Genomic DNA, 20,082 nt, shown 5'->3' with positions numbered 1-20,082 from the left:
TTTAGTTATAAGCTACGAGAACAATACTCAAAATAGCCAGAAAAATTCCTATCCAGTTTTTCCGCAGAAGCCGTTCATGAAAAAATGCGATTCCAACTAATGTAGAAACAGTGACAATACCCACATGGTTCATCGTAAATATCACTGAACTTTCAAAACCTGGATTTCGCAATGCCATCACAAGAAAATAAATAGAAAAGTAGTTGGGGATGCCCAAAGCTACTCCCCCAAGAACATTTTTTAGCGAGAGTTTTAGTTTGCCTGCAATTGCCTGTCCTAATAATATACAGGTTCCAATAATCCCGGCAATGGCAAAAATTGTGGATGAGAACAAACCAACATCAGTTTCAGAAACATAAGTTGTTTCCAGAAAATTTATGGTGGCATCTATAATTCCGCTTCCCAAAAAAACCAGGAGAGGAAAAATAAGGTTCTCTTTTTTTATACTTAAGCCTTCCCTTGTCTTTATTGAAGTTAGGTAAACCGCAACTAATGCCAATACAATTCCTGATAATTTAAAAATGCCGGTACTCTCTTTATATAGAAAAATTCCTGCAAAAACAGGGATTGCGACTGACATTTTTGTGGCTACAGAAACTACAGACAAACCACTTTTTTGGGTGGTGATTGCCGCCAGGTAGAATACGCTTATAAAGAGAACTCCAAGAATAAGTGTGCCGGGAAACCAGGATTGAGCAGGAATCTCAGAAATTTCCAGGTTTTTAATATACCCAAAAAAACCTACGGTACAGGCGATGTAGTAATTTACTATTATGGCTTGCAGGGTATTCACTCCAAATTTGTTGTAGAGTTTAAAAACAACAAAAATGATACTGGAAGAAAGAATGCTGAGCAGGAGGTAAATCAAAATATATCCTGTTTGGCGGTAAAGAGGTCAATCACATCTTCGCGGGTAGGTTCAATATTCCAGGTATGGATTCCCAGGGCAGCTGCGGCATCTGTATTTTCTTTAGTGTCGTCTATAAAAAGGCATTCTTGTGGATCCAGTTTATGTTTTTCCAGCACAAACTGATATATTTCGGCGTCTGGTTTTCTAAAATTAATCTTGTGAGACAAATAGAAAGCATCAAAACATTGTTGAAATTTTTCAAAAAACGGCACATTTTTCCTCACCCAGTCGATATGAATTTCGTTAGTGTTGCTTAACAGGATCAACTGGTAATCTTTTTCTTCGGAAAGTTTTTTAAGGAATTCAAATCGGTAACGGGGGAAATCCACCAGGATCGCATTCCATGATTTTAGCACCTGTTCTTTCTGCAGGTGTTCAAATTCTGAACAATATGCTCCTACAAATTCTTCAGAAGAAATAAGCCCTTTTTCATACTGAAGGTTTTTCTCCAAAAGGCCTGCAGTTAATTCCGGAACCTCGCAGTTTTTTAATTCCCGGGGTGTGGCAGCTTTATCCAGGTTGATAAAAACATCTCCAAAATCAAAAATTATAGTCTTAATCATTTATGTATATTTTCAAATTGTCACCGGTAAGGCCAGATTCTTCTTTTAAACTTCCGCTAATTCGTGGCGCCTGTATCCCAGATTTAAATATTTTCTTTCCGGTAAAAATCCTTGCTTCGTCCCAAAGCCCTGAAGTAATAAAAGTTTGCAGTGTTTTGGCTCCGCCTTCAATTATTACCGATTGCAACTCGTGCCTGTAAAGGATTTCACAAATTTGCGCAGCCAAATTTCCTTCAAAGTTAACGGGTTCAAAGATCAAATTTTCAGTAGAAGGTTCTTTGGCAGCTTCAGCATTGGGAGCATCTGTCAAAATTACAGTTTTGATGCTTCCGTCTAAAACAAAAGAATCCTGCGGAATACGAAAATTCCTGTCAATGATTATCCGGGTGGGATTTGGCCCATGCCACAGCCTTGTGTTCAGTTTAGGATTATCGGCAACCACTGTGTTGGTTCCTACTAAAATAGCCTGTTCTTCTGCGCGCCATTTATGCACCAGTTGTTTGGAAGCCTGGTTGGTGATCCATGCCGGCTGGCGGTTCTGCTTTTCCGCAGGGGCTATAAAACCATCTGAAGTCTGCGCCCATTTCAGTATAATATAAGGCCGCTGCTTTTGGTGAAATGTGAAAAACCGTTTGTTAAGTTCCCGACATTCCTGTTCTTCAATACCAACAGCGACTTCACAACCGGCATCCATCAGCTTTTTAATGCCTCTTCCGGCAACTTCAGCAAAAGGATCCACCGTCCCAATCACCACTTTTTTTATGCCTTTCGCGATAATGAGGTCACTGCAGGGAGGAGTCTTACCATAATGGCTGCAAGGTTCGAGGCTCACATAAATTGTGGAGGCCGGTAAAAGTGCCGGATCTTTAACCGAATTGATGGCATTTACCTCGGCATGTGGCAGGCCGGCTTTTTGATGCCATCCTTCACCAATAATTTTATTATTATGAACAACCACGCTGCCTACCATAGGATTAGGATAGGTGCTTCCAAGGCCATTTCGGGCAAGGCTAATACATTTTTTTATATATTTTTCGTGTATCTTCACGCCCCAAAAATAAGATTAATTAACAAGAATGAGTAGTTACAAAATCCGCAAAATCCAACCAGAAGATAATCAGCAGATTGCTGAGGTGGTAAGAAGTGTTTTAGTAGAAATGGGAGTGCCTAAAGTAGGAACTGCCTATGAAGATAAGGCCCTGGATGATATGTTTGCCACGTATGATTTTCCAAGGATGGACTATTTTGTTGTGGAAAATGAAGAAAAAGTGATTGGCTGCGCTGGGATAGCCCCTCTAAAAGGTTTTGAAGATGAAGTTTGTGAATTGCAAAAAATGTATTTTCTCCCTGAAGCCCGCGGCAGGGGATTAGGCACGCAAATGATGGATACCTGCCTGAAATTTGCCAAATCTGAAGGATTTAAAAAGTGTTATATAGAGACCTTGCCCTATATGGTAGACGCCCGAAAATTATATGCAAAAACCGGTTTTAAAAATCTTGAAAAACCACTTGGCGATACAGGCCATTATAATTGTACGGTTTGGATGATAAAGGATTTATGAAAAAATCCTGGCAAAAGCAGCCAGCCCGGAAGGTGCAAAAAACTAAATTAACTTAACCTAAACACGACAGCCTCTTAAATTTGGCTAATTTTAGGCAACTATAAAAATAACAGTTTTGAACAATACCCCGCTAAAAGTTATCGCAATGATTCCCGCCCGTTATGAAGCCAGCCGCTTCCCGGGGAAACTACTACAGGACCTTAACGGCAAGACCGTAATTAGAAGAACTTATGAAGCCGCAAAGGAAACTGACCTTTTTGATGAAGTTTATGTGGTGACCGATAGTGATAAAATTGAAGAAGAAGTTACCGGTTTTGGGGGTAAAACCATCAGGAGCAAGAAAGAACATGATTGCGGGAGTGACCGGCTGGCTGAAGCTGTGGAGAATTTAGATGTAGATGTGGTGGTAAATGTGCAGGGGGACGAACCTTTTATAGACAGGGACAGCCTGGCAAAATTACTGCTGGTCTTCAGGGAAGATGAAACCAAAGTGGTGGACCTGGCTTCCCTAAAAGTAGCACTTGCCCAAAGTGACGAAATAACCAATCCCAATAACGTGAAGGTTATTACCGATAAAGATAACTTTGCCATGTATTTTTCAAGGTTTCCTATCCCTTACCCGCGGGATAACGAGGCGCCGATGACCTATTTTAAGCATATAGGCATTTACGCGTTCAGAAAGCAGGCCTTGCTTGATTTTCATAACCTGCCCATGTTGCCTTTGGAAGCTACCGAGAAAATTGAAGCCATTCGTTTTCTTGAATATGGCAAAAAGATAAAAATGGTGGAAACCAGCATGCAAACCATTGGAATAGATACCCCCGAAGACCTGGAAAAAGCAAGACAGCTGATGGATTCCTAATTGCTCACCGCTTCTTTGTAAACTTTTAAAGCCCGTTCGCGAGCTTCTTTGTGATCTACCATGGGTTCAGGATAATTATCTGTGCCATATTCTTCTACCCATTTCCTGATGTATTCTTTATCCTTATCAAATTTGTTGATTTGAGTGGTGGGGTTAAAAATCCTGAAATACGGGGCGGCATCAACGCCACTCCCGGCCACCCATTGCCAGTTTCCAACGTTCGAAGACATTTCGTAATCCAGCAGTTTTTCAGCAAAATAAGCTTCGCCCCAACGCCAGTCTATTAGAAGGTGTTTGCACAGGAAACTGCCCACCAGCATTCTTACCCTGTTGTGCATAAAACCGGTGGCGTTTAACTGCCGCATTCCGGCGTCTACAAGCGGGTATCCTGTCTTTCCCTGTTTCCAGAGGCGAAACTCCTCTTTATTATTGCGCCAGTTAATCCGGTCATATTTATCCTTAAAGGCATGGGTCACGGTTTGGGGATTATAATCCAGCACCTGCATAAAAAATTCCCTCCAGATCAATTCCTCCAAAAAAGTCTTGTTTTTTTCAGCACTGGCTTTTTTTACCATCTTACGAATGCTTACGGTGCCAAAACGCAGGTGTGCCCCCAGTCGGGAAGTACCGTGTCTGGAAGGGATATCCCGCGTGTTTTCATACTCTTTTATGAGAGTTGGGGAAACATCATAATCGGGCACTTTTAGGGAAGAAGATTTAAAGCCGATTTCCTTAAGGTTTAAATTCGGTAAGCGGGTATTTTGCAAGAGATTTTTTATGTACTGACTCGTATAATGAATTTTAAGGTCCAGGTTTCTAAATTTTTCTTTCCAGCTTTTCATATATGGCGTGTACACCACGTAAGAACCGCCGTCTTTTTTGGTGATCTCGTCCTTTTCAAAGATTACCTGGTCTTTAAATGTGTGAAAATTTATATCCTTTTCTTTCAGAATCTCACCTATTTCCTTATCCCGTTCTTTTGCATAAGGTTCATAATCGCGATTTGTGAATACCTCTTCAACTTCAAAATCTTTTATAATGCTGCTGAAAACTGCTGAAGGTTGCCCATGGTAAAGGGCCAAGGAGCTGCCGTGTTTTTCCTGTAATTCTTTGCGCATATGCTGCAGCGTCTCATAAATAAATGTGACCCTCGCATCATCCTTAGGCAGATTGTCCAGGATTTCAGGGTCAAATATGAAAATTGGAAGTACCGGTTTTTCGCTTTTTAATGCTTCTAAAAAACCAACATTATCATCGAGACGTAAATCTCTTCGGAACCAGAATACATTTACTTTTTTGCTCATCAGGAAAGGTTTAAGGTGGAAAGCCCGCCATCAATCCCCATTACCTGCCCGGTAATCCAGCCGCTTTCGTCGCTAAGAAGAAATTGCGCGAGATTGGCAATATCTGAAACTTGCCCTATGCGTTTAAGCGGATGCCGCGCTTTCATGCTTTCTATTTTTTTCTCGGTGTTCAGCAGTTTTTCTGAAAGAGGGGTATCTGTTAAAGAAGGGGCGATTACATTTACCCTGAGGCCCGGGGCATATTCTGCCGCGAGCGATTTGGCGAAGCCCTCAATAGCTCCCTTGGCTGCAGAAATGCTGGTGTGAAACGGCATGCCCACTTTTACGGCAACCGTGCTGAAAAATACCAGGCTGGCTTCTTCGGCACTGCGTAACCGGGGCATTACGGCCTGTACTGTTTTTACCAGGCCGAAGAAATTAAGCTCCATTTCTTTTCTAAAATCTTCCAGCCTGTGCATTTTAAAAGGTTTCAGGCTTATGCTGCCGGGGCAGTACACCAGGCCGTGGAGTTTCTCGGGCAGGTCCATTTCTTCTATGTTATCGTGATGTACATCAAATTTTAAATGCCTTACATTAAGCTCATCCAGGTTTCCCGCATTCCTTGAAGCCACGGTAACATTATGCGTCTGGCTTATATTTTTGGCAATTTTAAAACCTATACCTGAAGAACCTCCAACTAATAATATTTCTTTTTTCATGGTTTCCTGTTTTTTAATTTCCTCAGTTTTGCTGATGTTTTTCTTTTACACTTGTTTCAGCAGTGGGCGCAGATTCAAATTGGCCAAAAAGCTCCACTAGTTTTTGCTGGCGGTAATCAAAAATTTCTTTTAGTTTTGGCTTTACGAGGATAGGATGGGCCAGGGTCCCCAAAAAACCCATGGGCAGCTTATAATCTACAATATCTTCCATTTCCACACCACCTTCAATTTCCCTTATAAAATGTTTATGGTGCCAGAGTGCATAAGGCCCAAAGCGTTGTTCATCTACAAAATATTCCTTGGCCCTTACGTGGGTGATCTCGGTTACCCATTTTGTCTTAATGCCTGCCACAGGAGTAACAATATATTGTATTATCTGGCCTTCAAACATTGGCCGGTCTGCCCCCGAGATTATATCGAAGCTCATGTAATCTGGAGTAATGGTTTTAAGGTTTTTAGGATCTGAAAGAAAATCCCAGGCTTCATCTACAGATATGGGCAGTTTCTGTTTGCTCTGTAAGGTATAAATCTTCATTAGAATGATATTTGGAGCTATAAAAATAAAATCAATTTTGTTTAAAATAAAAATTTAATAGTTAAACAAAATATAATCCCCTAGATAGTCTCTCCTGCAGGATAAAATTTTATAATACGCTAAGCTTCTTCTTCTTATATTTGAATAACTAACACAAATTACCAAATTATGAAAAATTTTATACTGATTCTCATGTTATTATGCGCCAGCAGTTCTGGTGCCCTTGCCCAAATTGAAACGCCGCAGCCCAGTCCTTCAGCTAAAATTGAACAGAAGATTGGCCTTACCGACGTAAGTATTGAATATTCGCGCCCCAATATGCGTGGCCGCGAAATTTTTGGCAATCTTGTGCCTTACAACGAAGTATGGCGTACGGGAGCTAATGAAAATACCAGTATAAGCTTTAGTGACGATGTGATGATTAATGGGGAAAAATTGCCAAAAGGAGAATATTCCATTTATACTATTCCAAAACAAGGGGAGTGGGAGGTGATCTTTTATACCACAACCGATAACTGGGGGCTGCCCCAGGAGTGGGATGAAAACAATATTGCCCTTAAGGCCACAGCCCGGGCGCAACAATTGCCTTTTGATATGGAAACTTTTACCATTATGGTTGATGAACTGCATAACGATGGGGCAACGCTTAACTTCATTTGGGCCAATATTGTGGCCGCCCTTCCTTTTGAAGTGCCCACAGATGCAAAAGCAACGGCAAGTATAGAAAAAGTCATGAGTGGCCAGCCCGGGCCGAACGATTATTTTGCGGCCGCCAGCTATTATCACGATCAGAAAAAAGATATGGACAAGGCATATACCTGGATACAGAAAGCTGCTGAAGCCAATGAAGGCGCATTCTGGATTTTAAGAAGAAAATCATTGATAGAAGCCGAAATGGGTAAAAAAGAGGAGGCCATAGCCACTGCTAAACAATCCCTGGCTGCCGCCGAAAAAGCCGGAAACAAGGATTACGTAAAGATGAACAAAGATTCCCTGCAGGAATGGGGAGCAATGTAAAACACGGGAAAAAATATCTAAAGCCCTTTCTTCGGAAGAAGTTAAGGGCTTTTTTTGTAAAATATCAAACCAAACCTTGAAATCCCTATCTGCAGATCAAAATCCTTACAGCTTAGGTTAAGATGAAGAATGAAAAAACGTAAGTTTAGAGGAGCAGCTTTTTAGAAAATCTGGGTTCTCAATTCCGCAATTAGGTACTGATTTCTTTATTAATGGTTTAAGAATTAATATACCAAATCGATTTTTCTCCTTACTTCATCCAACAGCCCGATGAGCTGAAGGCTTTTTTCAAAAGTCATCTGGTCACTTTCTGTTTTTCCCTTCCGAAGCATTTCCTGTACATGGGCTGCCTCAAAATTGTAGCCATTGGCTGTAACCCCAAATTCCTTTGTTTTTTCACCTTTTTCAGTAGAAATTGTCACTGTGGTAGGTTCATGGAAGCGGCTGTTCATGGTTACCACAGCTTTTTCAAAAAGAAAAGTGGCGGTGGTGGGAGTTTTTCTTCCCACAGTGCTGTGCAATTCAGCTTCAATGCCATCTTTATAGGTAAAGATCATCTCACATTCCTCGTCTACCTCTGTTACGGCGAGTTTTGCTTTCGCCGAAATTTCTTCAGGAATACCTAGAGCGCTTAAAGCGGTAAAAACGGGATAAATTCCTATGTCCAGCAGGCTGCCGCCTCCAAGGCTTTTGTTGTAAAGCCGGTGATTTTCGTTAAACGGCGAATGAAATCCGAAATCGGCTTTGAGATTCTTCAGCTTTCCATATTTGCCTTTTTGGATAAGCTGCATCACAAATTTAAAATGGGGTAAAAACTGCGTCCACATGGCTTCCATCAGGAAAACCTTTTTCTCTCTGGCTACAGCGATCATTTCTTTTACCTGTTCGGTATCCATGGCAAAAGGTTTTTCGCATAACACCGCTTTCCCATTTTTGAGGCACAACAAAGTATTTTCATAATGAAATACATGCGGAGTGGCAATGTAAACCACCTCCACATTTTCATCTTTTACCAGTTCTTCATAGCTGCCGTAGGCTTTATCTGCTTCAAATTCGGCTGCAAAAGCCTCTGCCCGGTCCAGGGAACGGCTGGCTGCGGCATAGAGATTGGCGCCGGGAACTTCTTTTAATCCGCTGGCGAATTTTTTTGCGATTCTTCCAGGGCCAATAATGGCCCAGTTTACAGTTTGCTTTTTCATGTGGTGACTTTTGAATTTCCGCTGAATTTTTCAATTATAAGGGCGAGCAGCATTACAATGGCACAACCCAATAGATTCAGCCATAAATAAGGGATAATATCCAGTAGAAAAATTCCTATAATAAGGATTTGGGTAATAAACGCCGCGGTAAAGGTGGCGTTGCTATGTACATGTTTTACAAAAAAGGCCAGCAGGAAAATCCCGAGCACATTTCCGTAGAAAATGGAACCAATAATATTTACCAGCTGGATGAGGTTATCAAAAAGATCTGCCACCGTGGCAAAAGCAATGGCAATTATTCCCCAAAAAAGGGTGAACCACCTGGTGGCTTTTACGAAATGTCCCTCGTCTTCTTCAGATTTCCTACTTCTTTTATAAAGGTCAATAGTAGTGGTCGAGGCGAGGGCATTCAATTCTGAAGCGGTGGAAGACATTGCCGCGCACAAAATAACCGCCAGGAGCAACCCAACAATCCCGCGGGGAAGGTTGTTCAGGATAAAATGAATAAAAACATAATCCTTATCATTGCTTTCAGCATCTTTATCGGCCGCGTCTATAAACATCTTTGCTTTTTCCCGTAAATCCCTTTCTTCGGAATTCAGGCCATTGAGCTTTTCATGAAATTGTGCTTTTTGAGCTTCGGAAATTTCCATACCGGCTTCAGCAAAATTTTGGGTAAGATTATGCTTTTGCGTTTCCAGCTGTTTATGATCCATTATAAGGTCCTGGTACTGTTCTGAATATTCAGAATTCAGAACCGTTTCTGTTGCTGCCGGATTAAAATTGAGCGGCGTTTCATTAAACTGGTAGAACACAAAAACCATCACTCCAACCAGCAGGATAAAAAACTGCAACGGTACCTTCAGCAATCCGTTGAATATCATTCCCAGCTGACTTTCCCTTACCGATTTTCCTGTTAAATAACGTTGTACCTGGCTTTGGTCTGTACCAAAATAGGAGAGCGCGAGAAAGGTACCTCCCAGGAGGCCGCTCCAAAGGGTATATCGATTTTCAAAATCAAAGGAAAAATCGAGGATGTCCATTTTGCCGCTGGTCCCGGCAATTTCCATGGCAGACTGAAAACCTATATTTTCAGGCAAGTAGTGCAGAATAATAAAAAATGTGGAAACCATTCCGGTTAAAATGACTGCCATTTGCTGTTTATGGGTAACACTTACAGCCTTGGTTCCCCCGGTAACCGTGTAAATTATTACCAGTGCGCCAATTAAAATAGTAAGTCCGGTAAGGTTCCATCCCAGCACGGCCGAAAGGATAATTGCAGGTGCAAAAATGGTCAATCCCGCAGCCAGGCCTCTTTGTATTAGAAAAAGAATTGCAGTAAGCGTCCTGGTTTTCCTGTCGAACCTGGATTCCAGGTATTCATAGGCGGTATATACGTTAAGACGATGATAGATAGGAATAAACACCATGCAGATAATTACCATTGCAATGGGCAGCCCAAAGTAGAACTGTACAAATCCCATCCCGTCGTGAAAAGCCTGCCCCGGGGTGGAAAGAAAGGTGATCGCACTCGCCTGGGTGGCCATAACCGAGAGCCCTATTGTCCACCACCTGGCATCGCCCCCGCCTTTTATATAATCCTGCACGTTTTTGCTGCCGCGGGATTTATAGATGCCGTACCACACGATAAAGGTAATGGTAAGAATAAGGACGCACCAGTCGATTAGCTCCATATCAGGCGAAAGATTTCATAAGGATGTAAAACAGGACAATGTAAACGGCATTGGCAATAAGTACCAGGCTGTAACTTTTTTTCCAAATGTACTTTTCGGGCTTCTCCATCATTTTCCTATAGAAATCATGTTGGCGAAAAGTTTAAAAGCCCCTGGAACTCCGGCTGGAAATTGCCTGAAAAAGCTAATACCCGTGTAAATATAATAGCCTTCGCCATAGTTTGCTACCAGCAGGCTGCCATCTTTAGGCTGTTCGCCCTGATCGTTCATAGAAAGCACAGGTGTAAATTCATCGCTCCAGCTATCAGGAAAATAGAGCCCGCGTTCCTGCACCCAATTCTTAAAATCGGCTTTGGTGATTTTATTAGGTGAATTCAGCAGGGGATGTTCTGGCGCCAGGAACCGCACTTCCGCAAATTCATCGGTAACCCGGTCGCGCGATAATTGCAGATTATAAGGAGCTATATTGCCGGTAACGAGTCCGCGATTGGTATTGTACTGCACAATCAGCGTACCGCCGTATTCCACGTAATCCAGCAGGATATTTTGTTTGTAAGCCAGTTCCTCCTGCACGTTATAGGCACGAATTCCCATTACCACGGCATCAAAATTCTCCAGGAGCGCTGCGGAAATCTGTGCCGGGCCAATCTTGGTGATTTTGTAACCAATTTGTTCCAGGCTTTCCGGCACCACATCTCCGGCGCCTTCAATGTAAGCAATGTTCTGTCCTCTGGTTTTTATATTCAGTTTCGCCACTTTTAGTTTTGAAGGCAGAATCAGCGTCTGGTAAGGGATGTGTTCGTAATCTATATGAACAACTTCTTTAGAAAAGGTGTTCGAATTAATACTTGCCTGCGGAACAATAACGGCCTCGCTCTCATCTGCGGGCGGGGTGATGCTGAAATTGATAATCGCGGTGCCACCTTTCTTCGGAATACTGAAGTTTGCGGAAGCGGGCTCAATTTTCCAGTCTTTAGCTGAAGCCAGCGAAAGCTCCCCGGCAACATCGTCTTTTCCTGAAGTAAGCTTCACCGAAATTTGCCTTTTTTCGGCATTATCAAAAATCATGACCTGCTCATCAAAGGCTACCGACACCGGCGGGACAATTTCAAAAGAACGATAGGTTTCCCCATAAACATTATCGTTGTATTTATAAACCACTTCTTTTGAAAACGGAATTGTTACTCCCTTAAAATTGATGCTGAAAGTAGCTTTGGTGTAATTGGGCATTTCCGGCAGGCCAATTAACTGCCGGTCTTCAACTTTATACATTCCCACGGTTCCTTCTTTCTTTAACCAGTAAGGGGAGGTCGTTTTACTTTCCGCAGGAATATTGAGGTTTAAATTTGCATTCCAGCCTTTATTGTTTTCAAGCACTGCATTTGGCTGAAGCGAGGAATTATTTGGAGAAAGCTCCACATTTTTAAGCACCATAGTAAAGTTGCTGCGGTTAATGGCTTCAAAGGAAACAGGAACCGTTTCTGAAGGCGTGGCGGCAGGAGCCTGGGCTACGGCCTCAAGATAAAGGCCGGCCGAAGCGGCTATAATATTCGTGATTTGTTCCAGCTTTATCTTGCGCCAGTGCGCATTTTTAAGTTCTTTAATTAGCTGATAAGCCTCTACCAGTTTCGGGATGCTGGCCGCGGGATTTGTAAAATCGTAATTTTCCTGAACCTTGGTTAAAATTTCACCAATTTCGGCCCCGCCTTCTATCCGGTTCCAGGAGGTATCTATGCCGGCAAAAATATCATCTTTGGCCGGCGGCATATCCCCTTTTAAAAATTCCAGGTATTCCATCTGGGAGCCGCGGCTGCCGGTGCTTCCAAACCCCTGGGAACGGTGCTGGCTCCGGCTAAGGGAGGCGATTTCAGGATTCGATAGGCCTTTCAGCGGAAAATAAACACCGGTATCAAATTGTAAAAATTTCTCTTTGCTGGCTTCTTCAAAAGCTTCCTGGCTTCCGTAGAACCAGGGGGAAGTATTGAAGAATAAACGTTTTGGCTGAAAAGTATTGGTAAACTGAAGTTGTTCGGGAAAAGCGGCATTATCATCTGCCAGATCAAAAGCCTTCACACTTAATATCGCGGAAGAAGTGTGGTGGCCGTGTGTGCTGCCGGGCGTACGATGGTCAAACCGGTTGATGATCACATCGGGCTGGAATTTACGAATAATCCAAACCACATCACTTAACACTTCCTCTTTATCCCATATTTGCAGTGTTTCTTCAGGCGTCTTGGAATAGCCAAAATCGTTGGCGCGGGTAAAAAATTGCTGCCCGCCGTCAATTCTTCTGGCAGCCAGTAATTCCTGTGTTCTAATCACGCCCAGCTCTTCCCTTATTTGCGGCCCTATAAGGTTCTGGCCGCCATCTCCACGGGTAAGTGAGAGATAGGCCGTTCTAGCGTTTACCTGATTGGAGAAATAAGAGATGAGGCGCGTGTTTTCATCATCTGGGTGGGCAGCCAGATACAAAACCGAGCCCAGGAAATTGAGTTTTTCAATTTCGTGATAAATTTCTGAAGCGGTTAATTTTTTTGGAGCCTGGGCCTGTATGGTGGTAATCAAAAAGAGGAATAGGAGAGATAGAAATTTGCGCATTTCCCACATGGATTTTATAGGTAAAACCAAATATAAAAACTTTGCAGTCTCTTCTAAGCTATTTGTTGAGGTTTAACTTTTAAAGCGCGTCCTTGCCTTCATCCAGCCTGGCATTTTTTTCTACCAGGGAAACAGCTTTCTGTAGCATCAGGTTATTGGGATAGGTAATAAGTTCCCCTTCCATAGTCCTTAAATGCAGGTGGAAAGCCTTTATGTCTTCAATAATCGCCTCAATAGGCAGGTCTTTGTCGTGAATTTTTATTTTATCCCCAATCTTATAAGGGAAAGAAAAGAACATGATTACCCCAGAGGTAATATTGCTTAAAATAGACCAGATGGCGAAAAGCGCTGCCCCCAGAATGGCAAAAACAGAAGAAAAAATAAGGGCGAAATCTGCCCATTCCAGCCCCCAGGCCACAGAAAGCAATAAAGTGGCAAGAATAAAAATGAGGATATTAATGTACTTAAACATTAATTTGATGCGCGTGATGTTTATTTCGGCACGCTCGCCAACCCTCTTTGCGGTTTGTTTAAGGATATACTGAATAATGAGCAGTAAAAGGAATATTCCTATGCTGTAAAAGATTTCAATACGGATGCTACTAAAAATGTCGGGCATTTTAAAATTCAGGTTTATGGCAAATATAAAGACTATCCCAACACCGAAGATGGCAAAATCAGGATTTCGCGAATTCAATTAATTTGTTGTAGACCAGGTGGGTGGGAAGGCCCACCACATTAAAATAACTGCCTTCAATCCCCGTAATCCCCACCAAACCAATCCATTCCTGGATAGCATAACCGCCGGCCTTGTCAAAAGGTTTGTAGTTTCTTACGTAAAACACGATTTCTTCAGAAGTAAGCTCCCTGAAGCTAACCCGGGTTGTGGAGTGTATGGTTTCCTGCTTTTGTGCGGTGGTAAAACAAACAGAGGTAATTACCTGATGGGTTTTTCCCGAAAGGGATTCAATCATACCCACAGCTTCTGCTGCATCTGCGGGTTTTCCCATGGCCACGCCATCGTTTAAAACAATGGTATCGCTGGTAATAAGGATCTGGTTTGATTCCAGGTTTTCAAAAGCTTCAGCTTTAAGCTGAGCCAGGAAATCGGTTATTTCTTCATCTTTAAGATGATCCGGAAAAACTTCTTTAACCGGCCGCACGTCTACAGTATAAGGGATTTCCATTTCCTTAAAGAAGCGTTGCCTTCGGGGGGAGCCTGAGGCAAGGATCACTTCTTTGTTCTTTAAATAATCTTTCAGCATACAACTATAATATAAATTTGTAAAGGCCCATGGAAACCAATCCGAAGAAAAGGATCAGTTTCAGGATAAGGCTTAAACGGGTAAATTGTTCTTTTTTTTCAGCATCCCATATCTTCAGCATTACGTAAATGAGGGGCGCGAAAATAAACAGGAGCACGTAAATTGTGGCAAGCGTGTTCTGGAATAAATAAGTGTAAGTGTAATGGAAAATCGCCACCAGCGGGAATAAGGCCACGGTAAAAATAACCTTATTGGTACGGGAAGTCCCTAAAATGATGGGCAGGGTTTGCATTCCCGCATTGTAATCGCCTTTAATATCTTCCTGGTCTTTTACCATTTCCCGTAGCAGGTTGATTAAAAAAGCGAAAACCGCATAGTCTGTAAGAATGGAAAAGAGCAATCTTTGTAATGGCTGGTTTTGATCGTTTATTGCCGGCAGGAGATCGTAAAGCCCCACAATTACCACAACCCCGGCAATGGTACAGCTAACGATAATATTTCCTATAAGCGGCAGCCTTTTAAGGTACATGGCATAAAAGTAAAGGATCGCGGAAGCGAAAATCCACAAGCCCGAAAAGACCGGCCAGCCCACGATATTAGAAAGGTAAAAACCAATTCCCACCCCTGCAACGTTCAGGATCATAAAGAGGTTATAACCTGTTTTTTCTGAAACTCCCGAACCTATGATAGTTTTATCGCCGCGGTTAATCCTGTCTGTCTGCACGTCCTGAACATCATTGATGATATAACCGCCGGCAGCCAGGCACACGGTGGCCAGGGCAAGCAGGAAATATCCCAACACATCCAGGGTAATTGAAGCCCCGAATGGCTCAAAAAGGCCATATTTTATCAGGAACTGGGTAGCCGCTATAAAGAGTAGGTTTTTGTACCTGGCCAGGCGTAAATATTTCATAGGGGTTTAGTTGGAGACAAACTTTAAGCCGATAATGGAAATTATAAGGCCGCTCAGGAAGAAAATACGCCAGAAATGGGCGGGCTCCTTAAAAACCAGGATTCCCAGCAAAGCGGTTCCCGCGGCACCAATTCCCGTCCATACCGCATAGGCAGTGCCAATGGGTAAAACCTGGGTGGCTTTGTAGAGCAAAAGCATGCTTACTGCCAGGAACAAAAGAAATCCCAACAACCAGAAATTCGCTGTATTTCCGGAACTGAATTTCGCCTTTCCAAGGCAAAAGGCAAAGCCTACTTCACAAAGGCCGGCGATAATCAGCAAAACCCAGCTTATTCCTTTTCCATCCATTTTCCCTGCACTTTCATTACCTGTTCAATCACGTCCCGCACACAACCTTTGCCGCCTTTGCGGTGGGAAACATACCGGGAAATCTCCTTTACTTCTGCCACGGCATCCTGCGGGCAGCAGGGCATGCCCACCAGCTTCATGGGGTAGTAATCGGGAATATCGTCTCCCATATAAAGCACTTCTTCCGGCTTAATTTCATAAATATCGAAGAATTCATCCATTTGCTCCACCTTGTCTGAAATTCCAAGGTAAATATCGTTGATGCCCAAATTCCGAAGGCGCATTCTCACCCCTTCATTTTTTCCGCCGGAAATAATGCAAACGGTATAACCGGCATCTTTGGCCTTTTTCAGGGCGTAACCATCTTTAATATTCATGGTGCGCAAGAGTTCTCCCGAAGTGCTCACCTGCACCGAGCCGTCTGTTAGTACGCCATCTACGTCGAAAACAAAGGTGTTAATGTGGTTTAAATATTCTTTATAGTTCTTTTCCATGTAATTCCTGAATCGAAGAGGTTAAGAGTTTATATATTTTTGATTCCTGGGCATTGAGAAGTTCCAGGTGCGCGTTTATGGTTTTTTCATCATTTCGCAAGGCAGGGCCGGTTTGGGCTTCTGCAGGCGATAATTCTTCAATTTTCGCGGCGGTTTCAGCGATTAGCGGACGCAAAATTTCGAAAGGCACCTCGTGTTTCTTGCAAATATCAGCGCCAATTTGATAAAGATGATTGCTGAAATTGTTCACGAACACGGCCGAAACATGCAGCGCCCGCCGTTGTTCAGAATTAATTTCATATAAATTTTCAGAAATAGCGGCCCCCAGTTCTTTTAATTTATGAAGGTTTTCTTCGGAACTGGCCTCTAGGCAAAGCGGAATATTCTTAAAGCTGATTTCCCTATTCCTGGAAAAGGTTTGAAGCGGGTAGAAAACCCCGAAATTTTTAAATTTAGACAAGCTTTCCATTGCAACTCCGCCGGAAGTATGTACAAACAACCCGCCTGTATCCTTCAGTTGTGCAGCGGTTTTGGCAATCGCATCGTCTTTCAGCGCGAAAATGTATAAATCGGCTTGCGTAATTTCTGAAAGGGAGGTGGTGGTAGATATTTCAGCAAAATCAGCTAATTTTTCCGAGCGGTGGTTATAAACCTGCACTATTTGCACTTCGCCTGATTGCCGGAAAGCGCGAAAGAGGTGGGATGCAACATTTCCCGCGCCTATAATTACCACTTCTGTCATGCGGCAAAAATACCAAAAATTTTGCTGAGGTAAAATTAACATTTACAGATAGAGATTGAAGAGCGGAAGTCTTACAAAACCGTTAAAATTCCTTAAATTTGCAGCCGATTTAAAGGATATCTTTCATGCAGAATAAAATAGCTTCTGTCATTTTTTCTACCCGTATAATGGCAGTTTTATTCATAGTTTTTGCCATTGCCATGGCATTGGGAACATTTATAGAAACCTGGTACAGTATTGAAACGGCAAGGGTGTTAATTTATAATACCTGGTGGTTTGAAGGGATTATGCTGTTTTTACTTGTAAATTTTATTGGGAATATTCCGCGCTACCACCTGTTAAAAAAAGAAAAATGGTCTACGCTGCTGCTTCACCTATCCTTTATTTTTATTTTAATAGGGGCCTTTATAACCAGGTACATTAGCTACGAGGGAATTATGCCCATTAGAGAAGGGGAGACCACTAATAAATTCCTCACCCATGAAACCTATTTCACATTTTTCATAGATGGCGAAATAAACGGGGAGCCACGAAGAAGGGTGCTGCAGGAAGAGGTATTGCTCGCACCGGAAACTGAAAATGATTATGTGCTGAACACCGATTACAACGGGCAGCCTGTTACTTTTGAAGTGCTTAATTTTATAGACAGCGCCGAAGAGACGCTGGTGCCAACAGAAGGCGGCGAAAAGTATTTGAAGATAGTGGAAGCCGGCGGGGGCCAGCGCCACGACCACTACCTTAAAGAAGGTGAAGTAAGCAATATCCACAATACGCTATTTACTCTTAACAATCCTACCGAAGGCGCTATTAATATAAGCGTTAATGAGGAAGGAGAATATACCATAGATTCACCTTTTGCAGGGGACTATATGAGAATGGCCGACCAGAAACAAGGGCAGCTGGTACAGGATTCTACCCAAACACTTATGCTGCGTTCCCTCTACAATATTGGAACTCTGCAATTTGTAATCCCGGAGCCGGTGGTAAGGGGCGAATACGATGTGGTGCCTACCAAACAAAAAAACAAAGACCAGCCAGACGGCGTGGTAATGAAGGTTAGCTCCCAGGGAAATTCGGAAATGGTGACCCTTCTTGGCGGAAAAGGAATCCCCACCGAACCGGAACAAATTAATCTGGCAGGGCTTGAGATTTACCTCAATTACGGTTCTATCGAAAAAGAATTGCCTTTCGCGCTGCGTTTAAATGATTTTATCGCGGAAAAATATCCCGGTACTCAAAACAGTTATAAATCCTTCCAGAGCGATGTGGAAATTGTGGAAGAAGGCAAGGAAAATGTGCCTTATGAAATTTATATGAACCATATCCTGGACCACCGCGGGTATCGTTTTTTCCAGTCCAGTTTTGATCCCGACGAGCAGGGAACCATACTTTCGGTAAACCACGACCAGTGGGGAACGTGGATTACTTACACCGGATATTTTCTGCTTTATTTTGGTTTGATGTGGATCCTGTTTGATAAAGGTTCCCGCTTTGGGCAATTAAAGCAACGTTTGGATAAATTAAAACTGAAGAAGAAACAGCTGGCAGGCATTAGTGCCATTTTGATGGTTTCTTTTAGCTCTCTTGCCCAAACGCCTGAAGAGCAGCATGTGCATACCAATATAGAGAACGCGCAGCGGCAGATGGATTCTATAATTTCCACCAATGCCGTAAAAGAAGAGCATGCGGCAAAATTTGGAAGAATGGTGATCCAGGATGTCGGGGGAAGAATGAAGCCCGCCAACACCTATTCTTCAGAATTACTGCGGAAGCTCAGCAAAACCGATTCTTATAATGGAATGACTTCAGACCAGGTGTTGCTTTCCATGACTGAAAATCCCATGGTTTGGTATAATATTCCACTTATTTATGTAGAAAAACATAATGATAGCCTGCATAATATCCTGAAAGTGGAAGAAGGTAAAAAACTCCTGTCTTTAACCGACTTTTTTGATAATGCCGGCAATTATAAATTAGCTCCATATCTGGAAAGCGCCTATCAGGCAGCGGTTCCCAACAAGTTTCAGAAAGACTTTATCAATACCGATAAAAAGGTAAACCTGTTGTACCAGGCGCTTCAGGGGGATATTTTAAGGATATTTCCTATTCCGGGGGATGAAAATAATAAATGGGTTTCTTATCCCGAGGTAGAGGATGCGGCTTTTAAAGGCATGGATTCTGTTTACGTGAGGCAAATTTTGCCGCTTTACATGAACGCGCTTAAAGATGCCCGTGAAACGGGAGATTATGAAACTGCCGATAAATATTTGGGAAGTATTAAAAGTTTTCAGCAGAAGTTTGGAGCCGAGGTAATGCCTTCCGAAGAAAAAATTGAAGCGGAAATCACTTATAACAAATATGATATTTTCAGGAATCTTTACTGGATGTATATGCTCGCCGGAGTGCTCATGCTCATTTTTGTGATCGTAAACATTTTTAAGGATAATAAAATAATGCGTGGATTGGTTACCTTATGTATCGTTTCCATAGCAATTCTATTTGCTTTACATACGGCAGGCCTGGCTGCGAGGTGGTATATTTCTGGCCATGCCCCATGGAGTAATGCTTATGAATCTATGATTTACGTGGCCTGGGCAACCATGTTCTTTGGCCTTGCCTTTGGAAGAAAAAGCAACCTTACTATTGCCTCAACCGCTTTTGTGTCGGCAATTATCTTGATGATCGCTCACGGCAACTGGACAGATCCCGCAATAGCCAATTTAGTACCCGTGCTGGACTCGTACTGGATTATGATACATGTTTCAGTAATTGTAGGGAGTTACGGGCCTTTGACGCTGGGAATGATTTTAGGCGTGGTTGCTTTATTACTAATGATTTTAACCAATTCTTCCAATAAAAAGAAAATGGACCTCAATATAAAAGAGATCACGATTATTAATGAACTAGCTCTTACGGTAGGCCTGGTAATGCTTACCATTGGTAACTTTTTGGGAGGACAATGGGCAAATGAAAGCTGGGGCCGTTACTGGGGCTGGGACCCTAAAGAAACCTGGGCCTTAATCAGCATCATGATATATGCTGTTGTAATCCACATGCGGCTGGTGCCGGGGCTTCGAGGAAGATGGACATTCAACTTCATGTCTGTTGTGGCATATTCTTCTGTGATGATGACTTATTTTGGAGTGAACTTCTACTTAAGCGGATTGCATTCCTATGCGAGCGGAGATAAAGTAATAACCCCTAATTTTATTTATTATACCGCTGCGGGCGTGGCTGTGCTGGGAGCAGTTTCGTACTGGAGGTACAAGAAATACTATGCTAAAAAGGCAAAGAAGGAAATAAGGAAGGATAGCGAAGTAGTTTGATAGCTTTTAAATAATTCAAGACATAAAAAAACCTGCTTTTCGGCAGGTTTTT

At 42.5% G+C, this 20,082-nt stretch carries 19 protein-coding genes; 4 read left to right on the top strand and 15 right to left on the bottom strand.

The genetic code is table 11. From position 1 onward, the window contains the following. Position 1: 1 nt before the first annotated feature. From RM553_RS16755 to ribD, 3 genes are read right to left on the bottom strand one after another with little or no spacing between them, the layout of a single operon-like run. Positions 2-868 (bottom strand): EamA family transporter, encoded by an 867-nt coding sequence (locus RM553_RS16755; protein WP_311536106.1) that lies wholly within the window; start codon positions 866-868, stop codon positions 2-4. After that, a complete protein-coding gene (locus RM553_RS16750) occupies positions 865-1,473 on the bottom strand; it encodes an HAD family hydrolase (RefSeq protein ID WP_311536105.1) in 609 nt (202 codons plus the stop codon). Before RM553_RS16750 ends, RM553_RS16755 begins: the two co-directional genes overlap by 4 nt. Next, the gene (gene ribD, locus RM553_RS16745) at positions 1,466-2,521 is read right to left on the bottom strand and encodes a bifunctional diaminohydroxyphosphoribosylaminopyrimidine deaminase/5-amino-6-(5-phosphoribosylamino)uracil reductase RibD (RefSeq protein ID WP_311536104.1); all 1,056 of its coding nucleotides are present in this window, start codon (positions 2,519-2,521) and stop codon (positions 1,466-1,468) included. Before ribD ends, RM553_RS16750 begins: the two co-directional genes overlap by 8 nt. A gap of 28 nt (positions 2,522-2,549) precedes the next feature. On the opposite strand from ribD, the gene RM553_RS16740 reads away from it, so the two are divergent. After that, positions 2,550-3,035, top strand: a complete 486-nt coding sequence (locus RM553_RS16740) for a GNAT family N-acetyltransferase (protein ID WP_311536103.1) — start codon at positions 2,550-2,552, stop codon at positions 3,033-3,035. Between the two features lie 145 nt (positions 3,036-3,180). Continuing rightward, positions 3,181-3,897 (top strand): 3-deoxy-manno-octulosonate cytidylyltransferase, encoded by a 717-nt coding sequence (kdsB, locus tag RM553_RS16735; RefSeq protein WP_311536130.1) that lies wholly within the window; start codon positions 3,181-3,183, stop codon positions 3,895-3,897. Here the strand turns inward: kdsB and RM553_RS16730 are convergent. From RM553_RS16730 to RM553_RS16720, 3 genes are read right to left on the bottom strand one after another with little or no spacing between them, the layout of a single operon-like run. Next, positions 3,894-5,201, bottom strand: coding sequence for a cryptochrome/photolyase family protein (locus tag RM553_RS16730; protein ID WP_311536102.1), 1,308 nt, complete (start codon positions 5,199-5,201; stop codon positions 3,894-3,896). The two genes, kdsB and RM553_RS16730, sit on opposite strands and share 4 nt — an antisense overlap. Further along, positions 5,201-5,899 (bottom strand): SDR family NAD(P)-dependent oxidoreductase, encoded by a 699-nt coding sequence (locus RM553_RS16725; RefSeq protein WP_311536101.1) that lies wholly within the window; start codon positions 5,897-5,899, stop codon positions 5,201-5,203. Before RM553_RS16725 ends, RM553_RS16730 begins: the two co-directional genes overlap by 1 nt. Positions 5,900-5,921: 22 nt before the next feature. Further along, positions 5,922-6,434 carry an SRPBCC family protein gene (locus RM553_RS16720; RefSeq protein ID WP_311536100.1) on the bottom strand — a complete coding sequence of 171 codons (513 nt, stop codon included), beginning with the start codon at positions 6,432-6,434 and terminating at the stop codon, positions 5,922-5,924. 168 nt (positions 6,435-6,602) lie between these two features. Here RM553_RS16720 and RM553_RS16715 point away from each other — a divergent pair, with 168 nt between their 5' ends. Further along, the gene (locus tag RM553_RS16715) at positions 6,603-7,451 is read left to right on the top strand and encodes a DUF2911 domain-containing protein (RefSeq protein ID WP_311536099.1); all 849 of its coding nucleotides are present in this window, start codon (positions 6,603-6,605) and stop codon (positions 7,449-7,451) included. A 224-nt stretch (positions 7,452-7,675) separates the two neighbouring features. On the opposite strand, the gene RM553_RS16710 is transcribed toward RM553_RS16715, so the two are convergent. The 9 genes from RM553_RS16710 to RM553_RS16670 form a co-directional block, all read right to left on the bottom strand. Then, complete coding sequence (locus tag RM553_RS16710; protein WP_311536098.1) at positions 7,676-8,650, bottom strand: Gfo/Idh/MocA family protein; 975 nt, start codon at positions 8,648-8,650, stop codon at positions 7,676-7,678. Next, positions 8,647-10,344 (bottom strand): sodium:solute symporter family protein, encoded by a 1,698-nt coding sequence (locus RM553_RS16705; RefSeq protein WP_311536097.1) that lies wholly within the window; start codon positions 10,342-10,344, stop codon positions 8,647-8,649. The genes RM553_RS16710 and RM553_RS16705 overlap by 4 nt, the downstream gene beginning before the upstream one ends. Positions 10,345-10,452: 108 nt before the next feature. Next, on the bottom strand, positions 10,453-12,942 hold the full coding sequence (locus RM553_RS16700; protein ID WP_311536096.1) for a PIG-L family deacetylase: 2,490 nt from the start codon (positions 12,940-12,942) through the stop codon (positions 10,453-10,455). A gap of 79 nt (positions 12,943-13,021) precedes the next feature. Then, positions 13,022-13,561, bottom strand: a complete 540-nt coding sequence (locus RM553_RS16695; RefSeq protein WP_311536129.1) for a mechanosensitive ion channel domain-containing protein — start codon at positions 13,559-13,561, stop codon at positions 13,022-13,024. Positions 13,562-13,619: 58 nt separating this feature from the next. Continuing rightward, on the bottom strand, positions 13,620-14,207 hold the full coding sequence (locus RM553_RS16690; protein WP_311536095.1) for a Maf family nucleotide pyrophosphatase: 588 nt from the start codon (positions 14,205-14,207) through the stop codon (positions 13,620-13,622). A 4-nt stretch (positions 14,208-14,211) separates the two neighbouring features. Next, positions 14,212-15,120 (bottom strand): geranylgeranylglycerol-phosphate geranylgeranyltransferase, encoded by a 909-nt coding sequence (locus tag RM553_RS16685; RefSeq protein ID WP_311536094.1) that lies wholly within the window; start codon positions 15,118-15,120, stop codon positions 14,212-14,214. A gap of 6 nt (positions 15,121-15,126) precedes the next feature. Continuing rightward, positions 15,127-15,453: a DMT family transporter gene (locus tag RM553_RS16680; protein WP_311536128.1), complete on the bottom strand. Its 327-nt coding sequence runs from the start codon at positions 15,451-15,453 to the stop codon at positions 15,127-15,129. Beyond that, positions 15,450-15,962 (bottom strand): KdsC family phosphatase, encoded by a 513-nt coding sequence (locus RM553_RS16675; protein ID WP_311536093.1) that lies wholly within the window; start codon positions 15,960-15,962, stop codon positions 15,450-15,452. The genes RM553_RS16680 and RM553_RS16675 overlap by 4 nt, the downstream gene beginning before the upstream one ends. Further along, on the bottom strand, positions 15,946-16,704 hold the full coding sequence (locus RM553_RS16670) for a Rossmann-like and DUF2520 domain-containing protein (protein WP_311536092.1): 759 nt from the start codon (positions 16,702-16,704) through the stop codon (positions 15,946-15,948). The genes RM553_RS16675 and RM553_RS16670 overlap by 17 nt, the downstream gene beginning before the upstream one ends. Before the next feature lie 125 nt (positions 16,705-16,829). On the opposite strand from RM553_RS16670, the gene RM553_RS16665 reads away from it, so the two are divergent. Further along, positions 16,830-20,030 (top strand): cytochrome c biogenesis protein CcsA, encoded by a 3,201-nt coding sequence (locus tag RM553_RS16665; RefSeq protein ID WP_311536091.1) that lies wholly within the window; start codon positions 16,830-16,832, stop codon positions 20,028-20,030. Positions 20,031-20,082: the final 52 nt, after the last annotated feature.

Source organism: Autumnicola tepida (assembly GCF_031846485.1).
GTDB classification, from domain to species: Bacteria; Bacteroidota; Bacteroidia; order Flavobacteriales; family Flavobacteriaceae; genus Autumnicola; species Autumnicola tepida.
Note: the sequence above shows the minus strand (reverse complement) of the source record. Positions and strands in the feature narration are given on the sequence as shown.

Bases quoted from the DNA above. Each gene is read 5' to 3' on its own strand.
- RM553_RS16750 (WP_311536105.1), bottom strand. From the start codon at position 1,473: ATGATTAAGACTATAATTTTTGATTTTGGAGATGTTTTTATCAACCTG.
- RM553_RS16740 (WP_311536103.1), top strand. From the start codon at position 2,550: ATGAGTAGTTACAAAATCCGCAAAATCCAACCAGAAGATAATCAGCAG.
- kdsB (WP_311536130.1), top strand. From the start codon at position 3,181: ATGATTCCCGCCCGTTATGAAGCCAGCCGCTTCCCGGGGAAACTACTA.
- RM553_RS16730 (WP_311536102.1), bottom strand. From the start codon at position 5,201: ATGAGCAAAAAAGTAAATGTATTCTGGTTCCGAAGAGATTTACGTCTC.
- RM553_RS16725 (WP_311536101.1), bottom strand. From the start codon at position 5,899: ATGAAAAAAGAAATATTATTAGTTGGAGGTTCTTCAGGTATAGGTTTT.
- RM553_RS16720 (WP_311536100.1), bottom strand. From the start codon at position 6,434: ATGAAGATTTATACCTTACAGAGCAAACAGAAACTGCCCATATCTGTA.
- RM553_RS16715 (WP_311536099.1), top strand. From the start codon at position 6,603: ATGAAAAATTTTATACTGATTCTCATGTTATTATGCGCCAGCAGTTCT.
- RM553_RS16710 (WP_311536098.1), bottom strand. From the start codon at position 8,650: ATGAAAAAGCAAACTGTAAACTGGGCCATTATTGGCCCTGGAAGAATC.
- RM553_RS16705 (WP_311536097.1), bottom strand. From the start codon at position 10,344: ATGGAGCTAATCGACTGGTGCGTCCTTATTCTTACCATTACCTTTATC.
- RM553_RS16700 (WP_311536096.1), bottom strand. From the start codon at position 12,942: ATGCGCAAATTTCTATCTCTCCTATTCCTCTTTTTGATTACCACCATA.
- RM553_RS16695 (WP_311536129.1), bottom strand. From the start codon at position 13,561: ATGCCCGACATTTTTAGTAGCATCCGTATTGAAATCTTTTACAGCATA.
- RM553_RS16690 (WP_311536095.1), bottom strand. From the start codon at position 14,207: ATGCTGAAAGATTATTTAAAGAACAAAGAAGTGATCCTTGCCTCAGGC.
- RM553_RS16685 (WP_311536094.1), bottom strand. From the start codon at position 15,120: ATGAAATATTTACGCCTGGCCAGGTACAAAAACCTACTCTTTATAGCG.
- RM553_RS16675 (WP_311536093.1), bottom strand. From the start codon at position 15,962: ATGGAAAAGAACTATAAAGAATATTTAAACCACATTAACACCTTTGTT.
- RM553_RS16670 (WP_311536092.1), bottom strand. From the start codon at position 16,704: ATGACAGAAGTGGTAATTATAGGCGCGGGAAATGTTGCATCCCACCTC.
- RM553_RS16665 (WP_311536091.1), top strand. From the start codon at position 16,830: ATGCAGAATAAAATAGCTTCTGTCATTTTTTCTACCCGTATAATGGCA.